Annotated in this window: 19 protein-coding genes; 10 read left to right on the forward strand and 9 right to left on the reverse strand. The window is 74.8% G+C overall.

The features are described 5' to 3' along the window. Positions 1 to 105 precede the first annotated feature (105 nt). Complete coding sequence (gene hrpA, locus ACFXDE_RS26005; RefSeq protein WP_380497159.1) at positions 106 to 4,089, reverse strand: ATP-dependent RNA helicase HrpA; 3,984 nt, start codon at positions 4,087 to 4,089, stop codon at positions 106 to 108. Positions 4,090 to 4,288: 199 nt separating this feature from the next. Here hrpA and ACFXDE_RS26010 point away from each other — a divergent pair, with 199 nt between their 5' ends. From ACFXDE_RS26010 to ACFXDE_RS26020, 3 genes are all read left to right on the forward strand, one after another. After that, complete coding sequence (locus ACFXDE_RS26010) at positions 4,289 to 4,810, forward strand: SigE family RNA polymerase sigma factor (protein WP_380440673.1); 522 nt, start codon at positions 4,289 to 4,291, stop codon at positions 4,808 to 4,810. Beyond that, positions 4,807 to 5,742, forward strand: a complete 936-nt coding sequence (locus tag ACFXDE_RS26015) for a hypothetical protein (protein WP_380497160.1) — start codon at positions 4,807 to 4,809, stop codon at positions 5,740 to 5,742. Before ACFXDE_RS26010 ends, ACFXDE_RS26015 begins: the two co-directional genes overlap by 4 nt. A 113-nt stretch (positions 5,743 to 5,855) precedes the next feature. Further along, the gene (locus ACFXDE_RS26020) at positions 5,856 to 7,043 is read left to right on the forward strand and encodes a serine hydrolase domain-containing protein (protein ID WP_380497161.1); all 1,188 of its coding nucleotides are present in this window, start codon (positions 5,856 to 5,858) and stop codon (positions 7,041 to 7,043) included. A gap of 15 nt (positions 7,044 to 7,058) precedes the next feature. On the opposite strand, the gene ACFXDE_RS26025 is transcribed toward ACFXDE_RS26020, so the two are convergent. After that, positions 7,059 to 8,036, reverse strand: a complete 978-nt coding sequence (locus tag ACFXDE_RS26025; protein WP_380497163.1) for a LysR family transcriptional regulator — start codon at positions 8,034 to 8,036, stop codon at positions 7,059 to 7,061. Positions 8,037 to 8,200: 164 nt separating this feature from the next. On the opposite strand from ACFXDE_RS26025, the gene ACFXDE_RS26030 reads away from it, so the two are divergent. Together ACFXDE_RS26030 and ACFXDE_RS26035 are read left to right on the forward strand one after the other, a co-directional pair. Continuing rightward, positions 8,201 to 9,121 (forward strand): zinc-binding dehydrogenase, encoded by a 921-nt coding sequence (locus ACFXDE_RS26030; protein WP_380440666.1) that lies wholly within the window; start codon positions 8,201 to 8,203, stop codon positions 9,119 to 9,121. A gap of 23 nt (positions 9,122 to 9,144) precedes the next feature. After that, positions 9,145 to 10,209, forward strand: coding sequence for an alpha/beta hydrolase family protein (locus tag ACFXDE_RS26035; RefSeq protein ID WP_380497164.1), 1,065 nt, complete (start codon positions 9,145 to 9,147; stop codon positions 10,207 to 10,209). A 24-nt stretch (positions 10,210 to 10,233) separates the two neighbouring features. Here the strand turns inward: ACFXDE_RS26035 and mpaP are convergent, their stop codons facing one another. The 7 genes from mpaP to ACFXDE_RS26070 all read right to left on the reverse strand — a co-directional run bounded on the left by mpaP (position 10,234) and on the right by ACFXDE_RS26070 (position 14,315). Then, the gene (gene mpaP / locus ACFXDE_RS26040) at positions 10,234 to 11,871 is read right to left on the reverse strand and encodes a daptide biosynthesis intramembrane metalloprotease (protein ID WP_380497165.1); all 1,638 of its coding nucleotides are present in this window, start codon (positions 11,869 to 11,871) and stop codon (positions 10,234 to 10,236) included. A 1-nt stretch (position 11,872) separates the two neighbouring features. Further along, complete coding sequence (locus tag ACFXDE_RS26045; RefSeq protein ID WP_380497166.1) at positions 11,873 to 12,625, reverse strand: ABC transporter permease; 753 nt, start codon at positions 12,623 to 12,625, stop codon at positions 11,873 to 11,875. Continuing rightward, complete coding sequence (locus ACFXDE_RS26050) at positions 12,622 to 13,353, reverse strand: ABC transporter ATP-binding protein (protein WP_380440658.1); 732 nt, start codon at positions 13,351 to 13,353, stop codon at positions 12,622 to 12,624. Before ACFXDE_RS26050 ends, ACFXDE_RS26045 begins: the two co-directional genes overlap by 4 nt. A gap of 28 nt (positions 13,354 to 13,381) precedes the next feature. Next, entirely contained in the window at positions 13,382 to 13,540 is a 159-nt protein-coding gene (locus ACFXDE_RS26055) for a hypothetical protein (protein ID WP_380440656.1), read from the reverse strand. 149 nt (positions 13,541 to 13,689) lie between these two features. Beyond that, positions 13,690 to 13,848 carry a hypothetical protein gene (locus ACFXDE_RS26060; protein WP_380497168.1) on the reverse strand — a complete coding sequence of 53 codons (159 nt, stop codon included), beginning with the start codon at positions 13,846 to 13,848 and terminating at the stop codon, positions 13,690 to 13,692. A gap of 67 nt (positions 13,849 to 13,915) precedes the next feature. After that, on the reverse strand, positions 13,916 to 14,083 hold the full coding sequence (locus tag ACFXDE_RS26065) for a hypothetical protein (RefSeq protein ID WP_380440652.1): 168 nt from the start codon (positions 14,081 to 14,083) through the stop codon (positions 13,916 to 13,918). Positions 14,084 to 14,165: 82 nt separating this feature from the next. Continuing rightward, a complete protein-coding gene (locus ACFXDE_RS26070; RefSeq protein ID WP_380440650.1) occupies positions 14,166 to 14,315 on the reverse strand; it encodes a hypothetical protein in 150 nt (49 codons plus the stop codon). A gap of 257 nt (positions 14,316 to 14,572) precedes the next feature. Here ACFXDE_RS26070 and mpaB point away from each other — a divergent pair, with 257 nt between their 5' ends. From mpaB to ACFXDE_RS26095, 5 genes are read left to right on the forward strand one after another with little or no spacing between them, the layout of a single operon-like run. After that, the gene (mpaB, locus tag ACFXDE_RS26075; protein ID WP_380497169.1) at positions 14,573 to 15,613 is read left to right on the forward strand and encodes a daptide biosynthesis RiPP recognition protein; all 1,041 of its coding nucleotides are present in this window, start codon (positions 14,573 to 14,575) and stop codon (positions 15,611 to 15,613) included. Continuing rightward, entirely contained in the window at positions 15,610 to 16,413 is an 804-nt protein-coding gene (gene mpaM / locus ACFXDE_RS26080; protein ID WP_380497170.1) for a daptide-type RiPP biosynthesis methyltransferase, read from the forward strand. The genes mpaB and mpaM overlap by 4 nt, the downstream gene beginning before the upstream one ends. Next, the gene (mpaD, locus tag ACFXDE_RS26085) at positions 16,410 to 17,678 is read left to right on the forward strand and encodes a daptide-type RiPP biosynthesis aminotransferase (protein WP_380497171.1); all 1,269 of its coding nucleotides are present in this window, start codon (positions 16,410 to 16,412) and stop codon (positions 17,676 to 17,678) included. Before mpaM ends, mpaD begins: the two co-directional genes overlap by 4 nt. Next, complete coding sequence (locus ACFXDE_RS26090) at positions 17,675 to 18,841, forward strand: iron-containing alcohol dehydrogenase (protein ID WP_380497172.1); 1,167 nt, start codon at positions 17,675 to 17,677, stop codon at positions 18,839 to 18,841. The genes mpaD and ACFXDE_RS26090 overlap by 4 nt, the downstream gene beginning before the upstream one ends. Then, positions 18,838 to 20,139: a YcaO-like family protein gene (locus tag ACFXDE_RS26095; RefSeq protein ID WP_380497173.1), complete on the forward strand. Its 1,302-nt coding sequence runs from the start codon at positions 18,838 to 18,840 to the stop codon at positions 20,137 to 20,139. Before ACFXDE_RS26090 ends, ACFXDE_RS26095 begins: the two co-directional genes overlap by 4 nt. Position 20,140: the final 1 nt, after the last annotated feature.

Raw genomic sequence — 20,140 nt, forward strand, 5'->3', positions numbered from 1 at the left:
CGTTCACTCGCTTGCCGCGCTGCGAACAAGACAGATCGTAGCCCATGGTGGGCCCCCAGGTCGAACTGGCTCCTGAGGGCCCCACCCCCGGCCACCGGCGGGAACTCAGAGCGCGGCCCGCGCCGCCTCCATCGCCTTCATGATCCGCTTCTCCGACACCGGGGTCGGCGTGCCCAGCGACTGCGCGAAGAAGCTGACCCGCAGCTCCTCGATCATCCAGCGGATGGCCCGCACCTCCGCGGACGGCTGCCGCCCGGCCGGGACGGCCGCCAGCAGCTCCCCGTAGGCCTGCTGCACCTGCTGGACCTTCAGCAGCTGCTGGGCGTCCCGCTGCGGGTGGTTGGGCAGCGCCTCCAGCCGGCGGTCCACCGCCAGCAGGTAGCGCTTGAGGTCCGGCAGGCGCTGCCAGCCGGTGTCCGTCACGAAGCCCGGGTGGACGAGCGAGGCCAGGTGCAGCCGGACGTCGTTCACCGCGTTCAGCAGCACCGGGCTGCCGACCGTCCGCAGCCGGGTCGAGGCCTTGTGGAAGGCGATCAGCGCGGTGGCCGTCTTCAGCGTGGCGTCCGCGGACAGGTCGTAGAGGTCCGCGCGCACCTTGTCGTGCAGCTTGCCGAAGGCCGCCTCGTCCCAGGCCGGGCCGCCGCCCAGGGTCATCAGGCGGTCCGTCGCGCAGGCCACCACGTCCTCGAACAGGGCGGTGATCGAGCCGTGCGGGCTGTGCGAGAGCGCCAGCTTGGCCTGGTTGCCCAGGCGGCCCTGGATCGACTTGGCGGGCGAGTTGGTGGTCAGCATCAGCAGCCGCCTGGTGCCGTCCCACATCGCCCGCTCCTGGGCCTGCGGGGTGTCGAACAGCTTCACGCCGACCGACTGCCCCTCGTCCACCAGCGCCGGGTAGGCGCGCAGCGAGTGGCCGCGCGAGCGCTGCTCGAACGTGCGCTGGAGCACCGGCAGGCCGGCCGGCCAGGCGGTCAGCCCGCCCTGCTCGATGCCCTGGCCGGATGCCGCCGAGGACAGCGTCTCCTTGAGCTTCGGCTTGAGCCGCAGCCGCAGCTCCTCCAGGTCCTTGGACTCGGCGAGCTTGCGGCGGCCGTCCACGACCCGGAAGGTGACCTTGAGGTGGTCCGGCACCCGGTCGTCGTCCCAGGCCTCCGGCGGGACGGTCACGGCCGTCAGGCGCTTGAGCGCGTGCTCCAGGGACGGGAGCAACGGCTCCTGGCGGTCCTTCACCGCGCGCAGCGCGGCCTTGGCGAAGTCCGGCGCGGGCACGAAGTTGCGCCGGACCGCCTTCGGCAGCGACTTGATCCACGCGGTGACGAGCTCCTCGCGCAGGCCCGGGATCTGCCAGTCGAAGCCCTCCGCGGTGACCTGGTTGAGCACCGGCAGCGGGATGTGGACGGTCACGCCGTCCGCGTCGCTGCCCGGTTCGAACTGGTAGGTCAGCGTGAAGCGGAGCTTGCCCTGCTGCCAGTGGTCCGGGTAGTCGGCCTCGGTGACACCGTCCGCGGCGTCGTTGATCAGCATCGACTTCTCGAAGCTGAGCAGGTCCGGCTGCTCGTGCCGGGCCTTCTTCCACCACGCGTCGAAGTGCCGGGTGGAGACGACGTCCTCGGGCAGCCGGGCGTCGTAGAAGTCGAAGAGGGTCTGGTCGTCGACCAGGATGTCGCGCCGGCGGGCCCGGTTCTCCAGCTCCTCGACCTCGCCGAGCAGCCTGCGGTTCTCCGCGAAGAACTTGTGGTGGGTCTCCCAGTCGCCCTCCACCAGCGCGTTGCGGATGAAGAGCTCGCGGCACAGCTCCGGGTCGATCTTCCCGTAGTTGATCTTGCGCTGGGCGACGATCGGCATCCCGTAGAGCGTCACCCGCTCGTAGCCGAGGACGGCGCCGGCCTTCTTCTCCCAGTGCGGCTCGCTGTAGCTGCGCTTGAGCAGGTGGCCGGCCAGCGGCTCGACCCACTCCGGCTCGATCTTCGCGTTGATCCTGGCCCACAGCCGGGACGTCTCGACCAGCTCGGCCGACATCACCCAGCGCGGCGGCTTCTTGAACAGGCCGGAGCCCGGGAAGACCGCGAACCTGGCGCCGCGCGCGCCGCCGTACTCGCGCTTCTCCACGTCGAACAGGCCGATGTGGGAGAGCAGCCCGGCGAGCAGCGACTGGTGGATCCGGTCCGCGTCCGGCTCGGCGTCCGGATGCGGCTCCTCGATCGTCACCCCCAACTGCTTCGCCACCGTGCGCAGCTGGGTGTAGATGTCCTGCCACTCCCGTATGCGCAGGTAGTTGAGGAACTCCGCCTTGCACATGCGGCGGAAGGCCGAGGACGAGAGCTCCTTCTGCTGCTCCCGGACGTAGCGCCACATCGCCAGGTAGGAGAGGAAGTCGGAGGTCTCCGAGGTGAACCGGCGGTGCCGGTCGTCGGCGGCCTGGCGCTTCTCGGTGGGGCGCTCGCGCGGGTCCTGGATGGACAGCGCGGCGGCGATCACCATGACGTCGCGCACGCAGCCGTTCTTGTCCGCCTCCAGCACCATGCGGGCCATCCGCGGGTCCACCGGGAGCTGCGCCAGCTTGCGGCCGAGCGCGGTGAGGCGCTTGCGCGGGTCCTTCTCGTCCGGGTCCAGGGCGCCGAGCTCGTGCAGCAGGTGCACGCCGTCCTTGATGTTGCGCGAGTCCGGCGGGTCCAGGAACGGGAACGCGGCGATGTCGCCGAGGCCGGCGGCCGTCATCTGCAGGATGACCGAGGCCAGGTTGGTGCGCAGGATCTCGGCGTCGGTGAACTCCGGCCGGGAGAGGAAGTCCTCCTCCGAGTACAGCCGGATGCAGATGCCGTCCGAGGTGCGCCCGCAGCGGCCCTTGCGCTGGTTGGCGCTGGCCTGGCTGACCGCCTCGATCGGCAGCCGCTGCACCTTGGTGCGGTGGCTGTAGCGGGAGATGCGGGCGGTGCCCGGGTCGATCACGTACTTGATGCCGGGGACGGTCAGCGAGGTCTCGGCGACGTTGGTGGCCAGCACGATCCGGCGGCTGCCGGAGCGCTGGAACACCCGGTGCTGCTCGGCCGAGCTCAGCCGGGCGTACAGCGGCAGGATCTCGGTGGACTTCAGCTTCAGGCGGGTGAGCGCGTCGGCGGTGTCGCGGATCTCGCGCTCGCCGGAGAGGAAGACCAGGATGTCGCCCGGCCCCTCGGCCTGGAGCTCCTGGGCGGCCTCGCAGATCGCCTGGATCTGGTCCCGGTCGCGGTCGGCGTCGGTGGAGTCGTCCTCGGCGTCCTCGTCGAGGATCGGGCGGTAGCGGACCTCCACGGGGTAGGTCCGGCCGGAGACCTCGATGATCGGGGCGTCGTTGAAGTGCCGGGCGAAGCGCTCGGGGTCGATGGTCGCGGAGGTGATCACGACCTTGAGGTCCGGGCGGCGCGGCAGCAGCTGCTTGACGTAGCCGAGGATGAAGTCGATGTTGAGGCTGCGTTCGTGCGCCTCGTCGATGATCAGGGTGTCGTACTGGTGCAGGTCCCGGTCGGTCTGGATCTCGGCGAGCAGGATGCCGTCCGTCATCAGCTTGACCAGGGTGTCCTGGCCGACCTGGTCGGTGAAGCGGACCTTCCAGCCGACGGCCTCGCCGAGCGGGCTGCGCAGCTCCTCCGCGACGCGCTCGGCCACCGTGCGGGCCGCGATCCGGCGGGGCTGGGTGTGGCCCACCAGGCCGCGCACGCCCCGGCCGAGCTCCAGGCAGATCTTCGGGATCTGGGTGGTCTTGCCGGAGCCGGTCTCGCCCGCGACGATCACCACCTGGTGGTCCCGGATCGCCGCCAGGATCTCGTCCTTCTTCTGGCTGACCGGGAGCTCGGCGGGATAGGTGATCTTCGGGACGGCGCCCCGGCGCTGCTCGACCAGCAGCTCGGCGCGTTCGATGTCGGCGGCGATCTCGGTGGCGATCTTCTGCCGGGCCTCGGGTTTGCGGACCCGGCGGGCCCCCTCCAGCCGGCGTCCGATCCGCACCTCGTCGCGCAGGGTCAGCTCGGGCAGGCGGGCGGCCAGCTCGCCGATACCGGGGCCCTCCGCGGGAGCGGCGGCGGACTGGACTGCGGGAGAACTCACTGCGGGCATCCCTCTAGGTTCGCAAGGAGGCACGGCGGCGCGCACCTCGGTTTTCGAGCCCCTCCAGTGTCACAGTCGCCGGTGGCGATCCGCGAACGGCGGGTGGCCGGGTCGGTGCGAGAACGCCACGGCGGGCCCGGAGGATTCCGGGCGGGTGCGGGCAACGGTTTCCGGGCGCCCCGGACTCAGGTGGGGTGAGGAGGTGCTCATGGGAGCCCACAAGGCCGCGCGGGACGACGAGTTCCGCGCGTTCACCGGCAGCGCGTGGACGCGGCTGCTGCGCACGGCGTACTTGCTGGCGGGGGACCGGCACGGCGCCGAGGACCTGGTCCAGCAGGCGCTGGAGCGCGCGTACGTGCACTGGAACAAGGTCCGCGCGGCGGACGACCCGAACGCGTACGTGCGCCGGATCCTGGTCAACGAGCACGCCCGGCGGTGGCGGCGGCGCAGACCGGCCGAGTACCTGGTCGAGGCCCCGCCCGACCGGCCCGCCCCGGCCGGGGCCGACCCGGACGACCGGGCCGTGCTGCTCGCCGCGCTCGCCGCCCTGCCGCCGCGCCAGCGCGAGGCCGTGGTGCTGCGGTACTGGGAGGACCTCAGCGAGTCCCAGACCGCTGCGGCGATGGACTGCTCGGTCGGGAACGTGAAGAGCCAGGCGGCCAGGGGGCTGGCCAAGCTCCGGGAGTCCTCCTCGCTGGACGGACTGACCACCATCGGAGGTAGCAGATGAGCACGGAGTCCATGCCCGGGAACGAGCACGCGCCGACGGCGGCGGAGGAGGCCGCCGCCTCGTGGGCGCTGGGTGACCTGGCGGGGAGCATCGAGGCCGACGCGGTGCCGTACGACCGGCTGGTCGCCGGCGGGAGGCGTCGGCTGCGGTGCCGTCGGCTGCTGGCCGGGGCCGCGGCCGCGGCGGCGGTCGTCGCGGTGGCCGGGGTCGCCTCGGCGTTCGGCGGCCACGGGCCGGGGACGGGCGGCGCCGCGGTGGCGGCGGCTCCTTCCACGGCTGCCGCTCCCTCCGCCTCCCCGGCTTCGTCGGGTACGCCGTCCGCCCCGGGCAGCCCGGCCGGGGCCGCGCGGGACCCGTTCACCCCGATCCGCGTCAAGATCGGCGAGGGCAGCGCGAACGGCCACACCTGGCAGGCCTGGGTCGCCGAGTGGCCCGGCCCGGCCACCGAGCAGGACGCCCTCCGGCAGATCGAGACGATGCGGAAGGAACGGACCGCCGCCGACCCGGACCCGCGCTCGCTGCTCCCGCAGGACGCGGCCGGCAACTGGGCCCCGCACAACGACCTGGCGAACCTCTACTACACCGTGGACGGCAAGCGGCAGCCGGACGACTCCGTCCACGTGGTCAACGAGCCGGGCGGACCGTACGAGGGAGGGGTCGCCGGCGTGAGCACGTCGCTGGGCCTCAAGGACGCGGCGGAGTCCGGCCTCCCGCCGGTGGTGGCCGGCGGCGTCGGGCCCGAGGTGGCGAAGGTCGTGATCACCTGGGCGACCGGCGGCTCCACCGAGGCGGTCCCGGTCGCGGCCGGGGACTCCACGCTGCGCTGGTTCGGCCTCATGGCGAAGCCGGGCTCCGGCGTCAAGACCTTCACCACCTACGCCGCGGACGGTTCGGTGCTGCGGACCACCGACCACTGGCTCCGCACCAACTGAGCCGCGGCAGCCCCTTCCCGCCCCGTTCCGCCCCGATCGTCGCCGCCGTGCGCCATCGTGGTGCCGGACGAGTCGATCGACGGACCGTCAGCGGTCCGGAAGGGCGGTGGACGATGAGCGGGTTGTCGAAGGAACGGCTGGAGCGCCTGCACCGGGTACTGGCCGGGCACGTCGAACGGGGTGCCGTGCCCGGCCTGGTGGCGGCCGTCGCCCGGGACGCCGACGAGCACGTCGAGGTCCTCGGCAGCCACACGGCCGGGGGCGGCGCGCCGGTGCGGCGCGACACGATCTTCCGCATCGCGTCCATGAGCAAGCCCGTCACCGCCGTGGCCGCGCTCACCCTGGTCGAGGAGCGCGTCCTGCGCCTCGACGACCCGCTCGACGACCTGCTGCCCGAACTCGCCGGCCGGCGCGTGCTGCGCCGGCCGGACGGCCCGCTCGACGACACCGAGCCCGCCGCCCGTCCGATCAGCCTGCGCGACCTGCTCACCTTCCGGCTCGGCTACGGACTCACCACGCCGAGCGGCGCCCCGATCGCCGCCGCCATGGCCGAACGCGGCGTCAACGTCCTGCCGCCGCGCGCCGACTACCCAGCGCCGGACGAATTCCTGCGCCGGCTCGGCGAGTTGCCGCTGCTGCACCAGCCCGGGGCCGGCTGGCACTACCACACCGGCTCGGTCGTCCTCGGCATCCTGCTCGCCCGCGCCTGCGGCAAGCCCCTCGGCGACGTGCTGCGCGAGCGCGTCCTCGGCCCCCTCGGCATGCGGGACACCGGCTTCACCGTCCCGGCCGACCGGTTGCACCGGCTCCCCGTCGAGTACTGGCACGACCCCGCCCGCGGCCTCGTCGTCTACGACGACCCCGCCGACAGCGCCTGGTCCCGGCCCGCGGCCCTCGACGACGGCGGCGCCGACCTCGTCTCGACCGTCGACGACTACCTCGCCTTCGCCCGGATGCTCCTCGCCGGCGGCACCCACGGAGACGTCCGGATCCTCTCCCGCCCCACCGTCGAGCTGATGACCACCAACCAGCTCACCCCCGCCCAACTCACCGCCTCCGCACCGCTGCTGGGCCGCGACGAACTCACCGGCTGGGGCTTCGGCGTCTCCGTCGCCACCACCCGCGACGGCCTGCCCACCCCCGGCCGCTACGGCTGGGACGGCGGCCTCGGCACCACCTGGTTCAACGACCCGAAGGAGCGGCTGACGGGCATCCTGCTCACCCAGCGCATGTTCGACGGCCCCACCCCGCCCGCGGTCGCACGGGACTTCGAGGTGCTCGCGTACCAGGCGGTGGCGTGACGGGGCCAGGGGGTCCTACGGGATGAGCGCGGCCTCGTCCGGGTCCGGCAGCCAGTCGCGGGCCGGGTCGTACTCCAGCCACCTGCTGCGCCGGGCCTCCTCGGCGAACGCCCGCAGCAGCGGCTGGAGCCGGGGGTGCTGGTCGGCGGCCGCGCCGTCACCCGGGCCGCCCTCGGTGCGCCAGAGCAGCGACCACGCGTACAGCGGCGTCGGCTCGACCAGCGGGACGGTCCGCACGCCCGGACGGTCCGGGAGCGGGACGTCGGCGGGGACGAGGGAGAAGCAGTCCGGGGCGGCGCGGACCTGCTCGACGAAGTGCTCCAGCCCCAGGTTGGTCGAGCCGGCCCGCCGCTCGATGCCGAACCGGTCCGCGAACCTGGTCAGGAAGTCCAGCCGGTCCACCGCCGCCGGGTAGCGCAGCACGCTGCCGCGCAGCTCGGCCGGGCGCAGCACGTCCCGGCCGGCCAGCGGGTGGCCGGCCGACAGCAGCACGTCCACCGGCTCCAGCCGCACCAGCCGGTGCGTCAGCCCCGCGTCCCGGCCCTCCGGCAGCGGGTGCACCCGCCCGAAGCCCGCGTCCGACTCCCCGCGCAGCAGCGCCGCCGCGACCGACGGCAGGTCCCGGCCGGGCACCGGCTCCACCTCCAGCCCCGGCGCGCCGTCCAGCGCCTGCGCGACCGTGCGCATCGGCGCGAACAGGTGCCCCCAGACGTCGATCCGCAGCGGCCGGGCGGCGCACGTCACCGCCGCCACCGCCCGGTCCCCCTGGTCGAGCACCCGTCGGGCCGGCTCCAGGAACCGCCGGCCCTCCTCGGTGAGGCCCACGCCCCGGGCGTCCCGGTCCAGCAGCCGCACCCCGAGGGCGCCCTCCAGCCGGGCCACCCGCTTCGACAGCGCCTGCTGGCTGACCCCGAGCCGCCCCGCCGCCCGCCCGAAGTGCGCCTCCTCGGCGGCGGCCACGAACGCCCGCACCTGCGCGAGATCAAGATCCATGAGGCATCAGCTTAGGACGTGCCTTTCGGCTCAGGCCGGGTGCCGCCGTTCCCCGGACGACAACCGCCCGTTGTCGGCGGCGCCCGGCGGTTGTTGGACCGGCTCCGGGCCGCCGCGGTGTGCTGGGCCGGTCAACGGGACGCACGCCGAGAGGGGCGAACGGGATGAAGGCGCTGGTACCGACCGGCCGGGCGGACGCACCGGTCGGGTTCGCGGAGGTCGCGCAGCCGGAGCCGGGACCGGGGGAGGCCCTGGTCAAGGTCGAGGCGTTCTCGGTCAACCGGGGCGAGACCTTCAAGCTGGAGGCCCCCGAGCCGGGCTGGCGGCCGGGCAAGGACGTCGCGGGCCTGGTCGTCCAGGCCGCCGCCGACGGCTCCGGGCCGGGCGTGTGCCGCCGCGTGGTCGGCCACCCGCCCGCGGGCGGCTGGGCCGAGTACGTGCGCGTGCCCACGAGCTCGCTCGCCGAGCTCCCCGACTCCATCGACGCCGTCCGCGCCGCCGCCCTGCCGCTGGCCGGCCTCACCGCGCTGCGCCTGCTCCGCACGGCGGGCGCGCTGGCCGGCCGCCGGGTGCTGCTGACCGGTGCCTCCGGCGGCGTCGGGCACTACTTCACCGAGCTGGCCTCCGCCGCCGGGGCCGAACTGACCGTCGTCGCCGCCTCCCCCGAGCGCGGCCGGCGGCTCGCCGAGCTCGGCGCGGCCGAGGTGGTCCACGAGGTCGGCGCGGCGCGCGGCCCGTACGACCTGGTGCTGGAGTCCACCGGCGGTGACGCGCTGCCGCTCGCCCTCGCCCGGCTGGCCCGGCGCGGCACCCTGATCTGGTTCGGCCAGGCCTCCCGGCGGCCCGCCACGCTCGACTTCTTCGACTTCTTCACCGGCCCGGAGTCCGCGACCCTGCGGCACTTCCACTACGCCGACTCCGACGTGCCCGACGGCCGCGACCTCGCCACCCTGGTCCGCCTGGTCGCGGAGGGCCGCCTGACCCCCGAGCTCGGCCGGGTCGCGCCCTGGACCGAGACCGCCGCCACCCTCACCGACCTGCGCGACCGCCGCATCCGCGGCAAGGCCGTCCTGACCGTCAACTGATCCGCGCCGAAAGGGAACCGACGATGTCCGACGACTCCTTCTTCTCCTTCCTCGACGACCCCGGCTTCCTCGCCGCCTTCGTCGAGGTCAGCCGCCCCCGCGCCCACGGCGCCGGCCTCGACCCGTACGACTACGACCGGGTGACCGCCCCGCTGGCCTCCGCGCACGACTGGCCCGCCGCGTGCGCCGCCGCCGGGCAGCGCCACGCGGAGGCCGCCGGGCGCGCCGCCGCCGAGGGCCGGGGCGTCACCGCCGGCGAGGCGTACCGGACGGCCGCCCGCTGGCACCACGTCGCCGGGTGGCTCCCGCACCCCGACCGCGAGGCCGCCGCCCGGACCGCCGCCGACGCGGACGAGGCCATGCGGCGGGCGCTGGCCCACCTCGACCCGGCGGCGGAACGGGTCGAGGGCGACGGCTTCGCGGGCTGGCTGCGCCGCCCGTCCGGCGGCCCGGCGGCACCCCGGCCGGTCGTACTGGTCGTGCCGGGGATGGACTCCGGCAAGGAGGAGTTCCACGCCGTCGTCGAGGCCCTGCTGGCCCGCGGCTCGGCCGTCCTCGCGATCGACGGCCCCGGCCAGGGCGTCCTCGCCGCCGGCAGCGCCCCCGAACCGGACTACCACCGCGTCGTCGGCCGCGCGATCGACGCCCTCGCCGGCCGCGACGGCCTGGACCCCGACCGGATCGCGGTCGTCGGCCTGAGCCTCGGCGGCTACTACGCGGCCACGGCCGCCGCCCACGAGCCGCGCGTACGGGCCGCCGCACTGGTCAGCGGCCCGTACCGGCTGGCGTGGGACGAGCTCCCCCCGTTCGTCCGCGCGACCCTCGTCCAGCGCTGCGGCGGCCCCGAGGCCGCCCGCGCGTTCGCCGCCCGGCTGGACGTGACGGGCCTGGTGCCCGCGCTGACCGTGCCGGTCCTCGTCGTCGAGGGCGGCGAGGACGTGATCCCGGGCGTCACCAACGCGACCCCCCTCGCCGCCGAGGCCCCCGCCGCCGAGCTCCTCCTCGTCCCGCACGGCAACCACCTGCTGGGCACCGCCCTCCCCGACTGGCTCCCCACCACGGCCGACTGGCTCACGGGCCGTCCGTAGGGCGGGGATTCCCCGGAGGCGACGTCAGCCGTCGACCACGAGTCGCCACGGGTCGAGCACGGCCGCTCTGGCCAGGTGGGTCAGGAGGTCCGTGCTCCCGGTCGCAACGACCGCCATGCCCTGGTCCCCCGGTTCGGCGCCGGTGGGGCGGGAGAGCGTGTACACCTTCGCCGACAGCGAGCCGGGGACCCCCGTGACCGGGAGGAAGGGCTCCGCCGGGACGGTCTCCGTGCCCGTGGAGGTTCCGGTGACCGCGGTGCCGACGGGCTGTCGTCCGAGGATCCCCAGGTGCACGAGGGAGACCTCGCCACCCGGCTGGGGGGCGCGGATTCCCGGTGCGTCCGGGAGCAGCAGACGGACGCCGTCGCCGGTGACGGTGTAGGCGCCGTACTCGGTCTCGGTGTACGGGCGGGCGTGTGCGAGGCCGGCGAGGACCGCCGCGCCCGCGCCCAGGGCGAGCAGACCGCGCAAGGGGGTGCGGGCGCCGCTCGCACGGTAGGCGTGGAACAGCCGGACCGCGATGTGGAGGGCCAGCGCGGCGAGGACGCACAGCCAGGACAGCGCCCCCATCGGCCCGAAGCCGATCAGGGCCGCCCGCCCGGCGATGAGCAGGTTGCCGAGCAGCAACCAGGGGAAGAGCAGGCAGACGGCCCCGTACACGGCCCAGCCGTCGGCCAGGGTGCGGGCGGGCCGGGGTCCGCCGAAGGCCACCCAGCCGGCGAGGGCACGGACGTCGGCCATGCTCTTCTCCCGCAGATTCGGGATGTCCACCCACGCCATGAGGGCGATGTAGCCGTCGAGCTTGATGAACGGCAGCAGGTTGAACAGCCCCGCGAACGTGGTCATCGTCGCGCACACGCCGAGCAGGTCGCAGGCGGCGCCGGCGGTGACCGCCGAGCCCAGCGCGAGCACGCCCGCGCAGCCGAGCTGGCAGGTGACCCCGGCCAGCGCGACCATGACCCGCTGGCGGCGGTCGCGCAGCCGCCACACGTCGGTGACGTCGCAGAACATCGCCGGCGTCAGGTACAGCAGCATGACGCCGATCCGGCGGGCGTGCCCGCCGTACCGGGCGAGGCAGGCGCCGTGGGCGAGTTCGTGCAGGCCGTTGACCGCGATCACGACGCCCATGGCGATCGCCCAGTACTGCCAGGGCTGGGGCCGCCAGGCGGCCTCGGAGATCCGGACGGCGCCGGAGAGGACCACCGCCAGCCCGGCGAACACGGCGGCACCGCACAGCGCGGTGCTCACCCGGTTGGCCATCAGCCGGGGCAGCGGGCGGCCCGGAGCGAGGAAGCCCGGGCGCCGGAACACCGTGAACTGCAGGGCGGCCGGGCGCCTGTACTGGAAGCGGCCGTTGCCCGGGCTCTCGGGGGCGGTGCCGGTCAGCAGCCCGAGGTCGGTGAAGCGGCGCAGCGCGGTGTCGAGCACCTCCGCGGGGACGGACGGGGCCAGGTCGGCCCGGAGCCGGTCCAGGTCACGGGTGCCGTCGAGGCCCTGGAGGAGGGTGGCGGCGCCGGCGCCGAGGCGGGTGAACCGGCCCGAGTCGTGGTCGGCGGCCGTCCAGGCCCGCTCGCCGTTCTCCGGCGCGATGAGCTCGATCCCGGGCCGCACCTGCGGCCTGGCGGGGACGTCCCGGACGGGTGCGGCAGTGGCGGTCCCCATGTCAGTTCGGCTCCGCCGTGCGCTCCCGGAACACCGCACCGAGGAGGGCCGCCGCGATGTAGCAGAGGAGCAGGGCCAGCGCGGCCCAGCCGGGCAGCGGCGCGGTCAGCTCGGGGTCGTGCAGCAGGGACAGCTGGGTGCCGCCGGGCAGGAAGCGCCCGAAGTCGGGGAGCGCGACGATCACGACGGCCTCGATGCCGCTGGTGTACGCGACGACGGCGAGCACGGTGGCGACCTGGTTGCGGATCAGGTAGCCGAGGGCCACCCCCCAGGGGCCGGCGAGGGTGCTGACCAGCACGATCGTCAGCAGCAGCCGCCACACCTCCCAGGTGTTGACGGGGGCGTGGCCGAAGCCGGCCGCGATGGCGGTGCTCACGAGCGCGGACAGCACGCCGACCGGGAGGCCGACGGCCACCGAGGCCGCCGCCTTGGCGGCGAGCACCCGCGTCCGGTCCGGAGTGACCAGGTAGGTGCGGGTCCAGGTGCGGTGCCGGTACTCCCCGGTGACCAGGAGCGAGCCGGTGATGGTGGCGAACAGCAGCCCGGCGAAGCCCTGGCGGATGACGGCCAGTGCCGCCTCCTCGGCCGGCATGGCCGCCTCGGTGGCGTGCCGGGCCGAGCCGATGGCGGCCAGGGCGATCAGGGCGAGGCCGGTGCCGACGGTGTAGAGCAGGCCGCGGCCGGCGCGCAGCTTGCGCAGCTCGGTGCGCAGGACGGTGGTGAACCGGGCGGGGTGGGTGGGTCCGGCGTTCACGCGGCGGCCCCCTCGGTGTCGCGGGTGCCGTCCAGGAGGTGGTGGAACGCGTCGTCCAGACTGGCGTGGGCGTCGTCGAGCAGGCCGTCCAGCGGGCCCGCGTACCGGACCGTCCGGTCGAGCACGACCACGTGGTCCGCGGTGCGCTGGACCTCGTCCAGGCTGTGGCTGGAGACGAGCACGGCGCCGCCCCCTTCGGCGAAGGAGCGCAGGAAGCCGCGCAGCCAGCGGATCCCGTCCGGGTCAAGGCCGTTGGCGGGCTCGTCCAGGACCAGGATCCGGGGCGAGCCCACCAGGGCGCAGCCGAGCGAGAGCCGCTGGCGCATGCCGAGGGACAGCACGTCGATCCGGCGGTACTCGGCTTCCTCCAGGTCGATCGTCCGCAGGACCTCGTCGACGGCCCCGGGCGGGGCGCCGACGGCTTCGGCGACCAGGCTCAGCTGGGCCCGCACGGTGAGCGCGGGATGTCCGGGGACGTCGGTGACCGCCGCGCCCACGACCCGTGCGGGGCAAGGGAGTTCGCGGTACGGGACCCCGTCGATCAGCGCGCTGCCGGAGGTGGGGGCGGTCAGCCCGAGCAGCATCCGGAGCGTGGTGGACTTGCCGCACCCGTTGCGCCCGAGGAGGGCGGTGACGCTGCCGGCGGTGACCTCGAAGGAGACCCGGTCCACGGCGCGGAATCCGCCGTATTCCTTGGTCAGATCTGTGCAGACGATCAGAGGCTTCAAAATGTGGCTCCAGATGGAGCCCGGGCGGTCAGTTCCTGCGGGCCATGACGGCCAACGCGGCCACGCACTCGACGCCGACGAGCACCCAGAGGCCGGTCTGAAGCGGGCCGTCGGTGTGCCGGGCGAGAAGGCTGGTGAGGAGTATGGCCAGGCTGACGATGCCCAGGCTTACGTAAAAGCTTCGCATGGTCGGTCGGAGGTGCGCCGCCATGGTTGGAACCGGAGCACCCCCAGCTCCTTTCGGACATGAGGTGGCGGTGCATCGGTCTCGCAGCGCCTGCTGTGGCGGCGGGCACGGGGTCGCCCCCGTCGCCCGCCCCCACAGCCTACGGTGGATCAGGTGATGCTCAGGCCAATGACGAAGGCCGCGCCACCGAGGGCGGTGATCTGCGTGACGTCATGGGCGGTGTCCAGCCAGCCCGGGGCGGCGAGGGTGTCGAGCTCCTCGACCGCGAAGTCCGCGGCCTCCGGCTGGGTGGTGATGTCCTGGTTCACTGGTTCTCCTTGACTGGTTGATCGGTCGACCGGTCGACCGGTGGGATTTCTCGGGTGTCGACCGCGGTCAGGTCAGGGCGATGACGCCGGCCGCCTCGAGGATGGCGGCGCCGCCGCCGACGATGGTGATGCCGGTCCCGAGGCCGTCCATGAAGCCGGGGGCGTCCAGCTCCTCCAGGGGCTCGACCGCGAAGTCGGGGCGGGTGGCCGGATCCTGGTCCTGGTTCTGCTGCATGTGATTCTCCAATTGGCAGTCGTTTATCGGGCGTGGTCTATCGGGCGTGGTCCATCAGGTGTGGTCCATCGGGTGTCGCTCGTCAGGTCGCGAGGATTCCCGCGCTGATGCCGGCGCCGACCGCGAAGCCGGCCCAGGTCTCCTTGTCCCAGCCGAGGAAACCCGGCGCGTCGAGCATTTCCAGCTCTTCGACGTCGAATTCCGGCAGGTTCTCAAACTCGACAGCGGGCATTCCGTGCCTCCAGTCCGGTTGCGGTGTTGCTCCCAATCCTGGCCCCCGGTACGGCCGGTGGGAACACCTTGCGGTTTTTGCTTCGGGGATCGCTACGTGTCCGACGGCTCTTCGCTGCGGAGGTGCGGACAAATACCTGTGGTCGACTCCAGGGTCGTTCAACGGTGTTCCCGATGGGCTTTCCGGCCGTACGTTCGTCCTGATCGGGCACGCCGGGAAAAGGCGGCGCCGGCGGCAATCGGAGAGGGAGAACAGCGGTGGAGGAAAAGCTCCGCGAGGGCGTGGACCGGCTCTGTGAATGGTTCGCCGGCGACACGGCGCCGGCCCGGCGGAATCCGGGCGGCGTGCTGGTCGAGCCGGGCGGCGACGTGGACCCGGTGCTCGCCGCCGGCCTGGTCGCTCCCGGGGCCTGGCTGTTCGCGGAGGACGCCGACGGCGGTGGCACCGGGGTGCCCGGGATCTCCGTCGGGGGCGGCCTGGCGCACCCGGGTGACGAACTGTCGGTGGCCGACGAGGTCTACGTGCAGACCTTCGACTACTGCTCGCTGCCGTACCTGTCGATCGCGGGCCCGACGGTCGTGCGGATCACCGGCGAGGCGGACCACGCGGCGTTCCTCGCCGACGCGGACCGGGCGGCGCACGGCGGCGTCTGGGCCGCCGCGCTCGGCCACTCCTCCGTCCACCCGGCCGACATCGGCGCCCTGGCGGCGCCCGCCCGCCGGCCGGGCACCGGGCGGCTGTACGTCACGACGGACGGAACGGTCCGCACCGGGATCGGCGGCAGCGACCTGGCCCGGGTGGAGGACGGCGCGGAGGCGGTGGCCATGGCCCTGGCCGCGCACGGCGGCGATCCCACGCTCGACGGCGTGCTGGAGCGGTCCGTCCTGCTGGCCGGCGCGGCCTCCCGGCCCTGGCTCGGCCGCTACCTCCGGGCGCTCGACGTCCGCCGGCGGCTGGCCGGCCGGTTCGGCGGCGAGCCGACGGTGTCCGGGTTCGGCGTGCGCCTCACCCCCGGGCTGCCGACGGCGCCGGTCGAGGCCGTGGACGCGCCGCTGATCACCGAACACGACGGCACCTGCTACGCCGTGCCGGCCGACGGCTCCCGGCTGTTCCGGCTCGGACGGGACTCCGCCCGGCTGCTGGAGGTCTTCGCGGTGCTGGACGAGGCGGAGCAGGCCGCGGCCGAAGCCGCCCGGCTGTTCCAGGTGACCCCGTCCCGGGCGGCGGAACTGCACGCCGACCTGACCGCCCGCCTCGGCGGCAGCGGCTCGCCGGCCCGTGCGGAGGGCGACCGATGAGCGCCGGCACCATCGAACCGGCGGCGCTGCCCGGCCTGGCCGGCCGGATCGCCGCCGCCCTCGGCACCTCGCTCACCGTCACCGACATGTACGGACCCCTGGGCGGGCCGGTGTACCACCGGCTCACCGTCCACGACACCAGCGAGATCCCCGATCTGCTCACCAGGCTGCGCGGCGTGTCCGGCCCGGTCCTCGAACTCGCCTGCGGCTCGGGCCGGCTGACCATCCCGATGCTCGCCGCAGGGCACCGGGTCACCGCGCTGGACCTGTCCGCCTCCCTGCTCGCCGAGCTGACCCGGCGCCTCGCCGACCCCGCCGCCCGGCACCTGGCGCAGCGGCTGGAGACCGTCGAGGCCGACATGTTCGAGCTGGACCTGGGCCGGACCTTCCGGGCCGCGGTCCTCGGCACCACCACCATCGGACTGGTGCCGCCCGAGGTACGACCGGCGTTCCTGCGCCGCGTCCACGACCACCTGGAGCCCGGGGGCGAGTTCGTCCTCAGCCTCCACCCCCCGGCGGCCGCGGCCACCGAGGCCGTGCACCCCATGACCACCGCCGACGCCGTGGACTTCCTCGTCGAGTACCAGGAACCGCACCTGCAGCGCCGCCGGGTGGCCGTCCTGCACCTCGGGCGCGAGGGCCGGCCCCTGCTGCTGACCTCCACCGTCCACACGCCCGACCTGGACACGCTCCGGCAGGAGCTGTCCGACGCCGGGTTCCCGGCCGTCGAAGTCCACCCCGTGCGCCGGATGGCCGAGGGCTCGCCCCTGTTCGTGCTGACCGCCAGGAGGCCCGCGTGACCACCGTGAACACCTATCCGCTCTGGGAGTTCCTGCTCCCGCCCAGCGAGTTCGGCCGGGTCGACCGCCGGGCCACCGGCGCCCGCGGCACCCGGCTGCGCTTCGCCGACGGCACCGAGGTGCTGGACGCCACCAGCGGCCTGTGGAACGTCAACCTCGGCTACGGCAACGACGCGATCGGCGACGCGATCGCCGCCACCGGCCGGGACGCCTCCTACCTCAGCCTGTTCCGCTACTCGCACGACTACGCGGTCAGGGCCGCCGAGGACCTCGTCGCCGCCGCCGGAACGGCCTACCGGCGCGCCGTGTTCTCCACCTCCGGCGGGGCGGCGAACGACCTCGCGATGAAGCTCGCCCGGCAGTACGCGGTGCTCCGGGGCCGGCCCGAGCGCAAGCTCGTCGTCGGCCTGCGCGGCAGCTACCACGGGCTGACGTACGGGGCCCACTCCCTCACCGGGGAGGCGCTCGACCAGCAGCTGTACGGCGTCGACCTGCGCAACGTCCGGCACGTCGACCCGGCGGACCCGGAGGAACTCGAGCGGTTCATGGCCCGCCACGGCTCCCGCGTCGCCTCGCTGGTGTGCGAGCCGGTCCTCGGGTCCGGGGCGCACCCGCTGTCCGACGCCTTCGTCGAGGCCATGATCAGGCTGCGGCGCGAGCACGGCTTCCTGCTGGTCGCGGACGAGGTGGCGACCGGCTTCGGCCGGACCGGCCCGCTGTTCGCCAGCTCGCGCTGGGCCGAGGCACCGGACCTGCTCCTCACCTCCAAGGGCCTGACCAACGGCAGCTGCGCCGCCTCGGCCGTGCTCGTCTCGCACGCCGTCGCCGAGGGGTTCGAGCGGCGGGACGCGATCCTGGTCCACGCCGAGACCCAGGCCGGCAGCCCCGCCAGCTGCGCCGCGGTCTCGGCCACGCTCCGGCAGTTCGACGAGCTCGACGCCCTGGCCGCCGGCGCACGGACCGCCGCCGCCCTGGACGCGCTCCTCGGCGAACTGACCGACCGGCTGCCGCTGGTGGCCAGGACCACCGGCGTCGGCTGCTTCCGCGCCCTGCACCTGCGCGACGCCGACGGCGACCCGCTGGACGGCCGGGCCGTCCAGGGCGCGATCGCGGCGATCCGCTCGCACGGCGCCCTGGTCTACCCCGGCCCCGGCGCCGTCCAGCTCATCCCGGTCCTCACCAGCACCGAGCAGGACCACGCCGACCTGGCCGAGGCGGTGGCCGAGGGCCTCGCCGAGACCTCCCGACGGGTGGGGCACCGGTGACCGGCGGGACCGACCGCCCCGGGCCGCCGGCGGTCTGGCGCCAGCGCACGCAGATCCACTTCGGCGAGGGCGCGCTGGCCGAGGTGTGGCGGCGGGTCCGCGCCCACCGGACGGTCCTCGTCGTGGACGCCGACCAGCCCGGTCTCGCCGAATCGCTCCCCCACGACGGGGAGGTGATCCGCGTCGACCCCCTGGCCGGCGACCTGGACAGCGCCGTCGTCCTCGCCGGGCAGCTGCGCGAGTTCGAGCGCGTGGTCGTGGTCGGCGGCGGCGCCGTGCTGGACCAGGCCGCACTGGCCCGGCTGTTCACCGCCGCCCCCGGCACGCCGACGCGGATCCGCCTCGGCGGCTCCCGTCCCGGGCTGGTGCACGGCGGCCCGGCCGAACCGCTCGCCGGACCGCACCCGGAGCTCGTCGCGGTCCCGACCACCGTCGGCACCGCCGCCGAGGTGAGCTGCGCCGCCACGGTGCTGGTCGAGGGCCGCCGCAAGCTCGTCATGCATCCGCTGCTGTCCGCCGACACGGCGGTGCTGGACCCGGTCGCGACCGCCTCCCTCCCGGGCCCCCTCCTGCGGGAGGGGACGCTGGAGGCGATGATGCGCATGGCCAACGCCTACCTGATGCCCCCCGGAAGGCGCTGCCCGGCGGCGGCCGAGACCGAGGCCCGCGACCTGCTGCGGGAACTCGCGGCAGCCGGGAGCACCGGACGGCCGGCGGCCGAGGTCGCCGTGCTGAGCGCGCGGACCGTCCTCGGGCTGAGCATGGTCGGCCGCGACCCCTTCGCCGCGAAGACCTGGTTCCTGGCCAACGAGCTGTCCGCGAGCGCGGGCGTGCGCAAGATGGCCGCCACCGCCGCCGTCCTGCCCGTGGTGTGGCGCCGGATCATGGCCGGCGACGCCAGGCTCGGCGACCGGGATCGGCTCCGGCAGGCCTGGGACGCCGTCAGGGCCGGAGCGCCCGGGCTGGCGGACGACCCCGTCCACGGCATCAGGACGCTGGCGGCCGACTGGGGCGTCGACGCGTTCGCCGGCCCCGCGCCCGCGCCCGCCGACCTGGCCAGGTCGGCCGCCCGCGCCTGGGGCGGCGGCCTGCCCATGCTGGCCGGCTTCACCGTCCACGAGCTCACCGAACTGTACGCCGAGGTCCTTGAGGCAGCCCCGTGATCGACTTCATCGCCACGCTCGACCCGCACAACGGCCTGGCCGCGGCCGGTGCGCTCCGCCCGCCCCGCCTGCCGGACGAGCCGCTCTGGCAGGGCCTGGTGGAACTGCACCCGGCGCGCACCGGGGCCGCCTCCCGCGAAGGGAGCACGCTCGCCCGCGAGGTGGTCGGCGCGTACGGCGCTTCGCGCGGCGACACCCTGGTGCGTGCCGCGGGCGAGGCGGTGGAGCGCTTCGCCCTGTACCCGGCCGGCGACCCGGTGACGGTCGCCTCGGTGGCCGAACTGGCGGGCTCCGCCCTGGACTTCACCCGGGAGGGCGCCGAGCTGGCGGACCCGGCCGCGGCCCGCCGTGAGCTGCGCTGGTACCCGGGCCGGTCGCTCGTCGACGGCGGCGGGGTGCACGTCCCGGCGGGCCTGGTCGACTACCCGGCCCACCCGGACGACGCGGCGGGCTTCGACCCGTCCCCGTCGGGAGCCGCCTCCGGAGCGACCCCCGAGCAGGCCCTGCTGTCGGCCCTGCTGGAGGTGATCGAGCGGGACGCGCTCATCACCGCCTGGCAGTGCCGGCTGCCGCTGCCCGTGGCCGACCCGGAGGCCGTCCTGCGGCAGAGCCCGGCGACCCCCGGCCGGCAGCGGCTCCGGCTCGCCCACCGGGCGGCATCCGCCGCCGGACTGCGACCGGTGCTGGCCTGGATCCCCACCGGCCTGCCCGGCGTCCACTGCGCCACCGCAGTGATCGTCGACACGGACGGCCCCGGGCGGCTCGCGGCCGTCGGCGCCTGCGCGTCCGGGGACGCCTGCACCGCTCTGGGCAAGGCCCTGCAGGAAGCCATGCAGATCCGTTCCGCGCTCCGCCTGGTCAACCGCAACGACCCCGCGGACACGCCGACCGCGCAGCCGCGCACCGAGCTCGAACGCGCGCAGTACTTCGCCTCCGAGCACGGCGCGGCGGCGGTGGCGTCCTGGGCCGCCGGGTTCGTCCCGGAGGAGGCGCGGCTCCTCGCCGACGCCGGAGCGGGTGCCGCTTCGGACGGGCTCACCGTCGACGGGCTGGTGCGGGCACTCGCGGAGCAGGGCGTGCGGCCGGTGGCGGTCGACCTCACCCACCGGCTGCCCGAGGCGCTCGTCCGCATGGGCTGGCACGCGGTCAAGATCGTGCCCGAGGGCCTGCAACCCCTGCGGCTGGACGAGTCCTGCGCCTTCAACTGGCACCGCGGCCGGCTCGCGTCCGCAGGCGCCAGGACCGGCCTCACACCCCTCGCACCCGAGGGCCGCCGGGAGCCGCATCCGCTGATCTAGC

This window comes from Kitasatospora sp. NPDC059408, assembly GCF_042751525.1.
Classification (GTDB): Bacteria; Actinomycetota; Actinomycetes; order Streptomycetales; family Streptomycetaceae; genus Kitasatospora.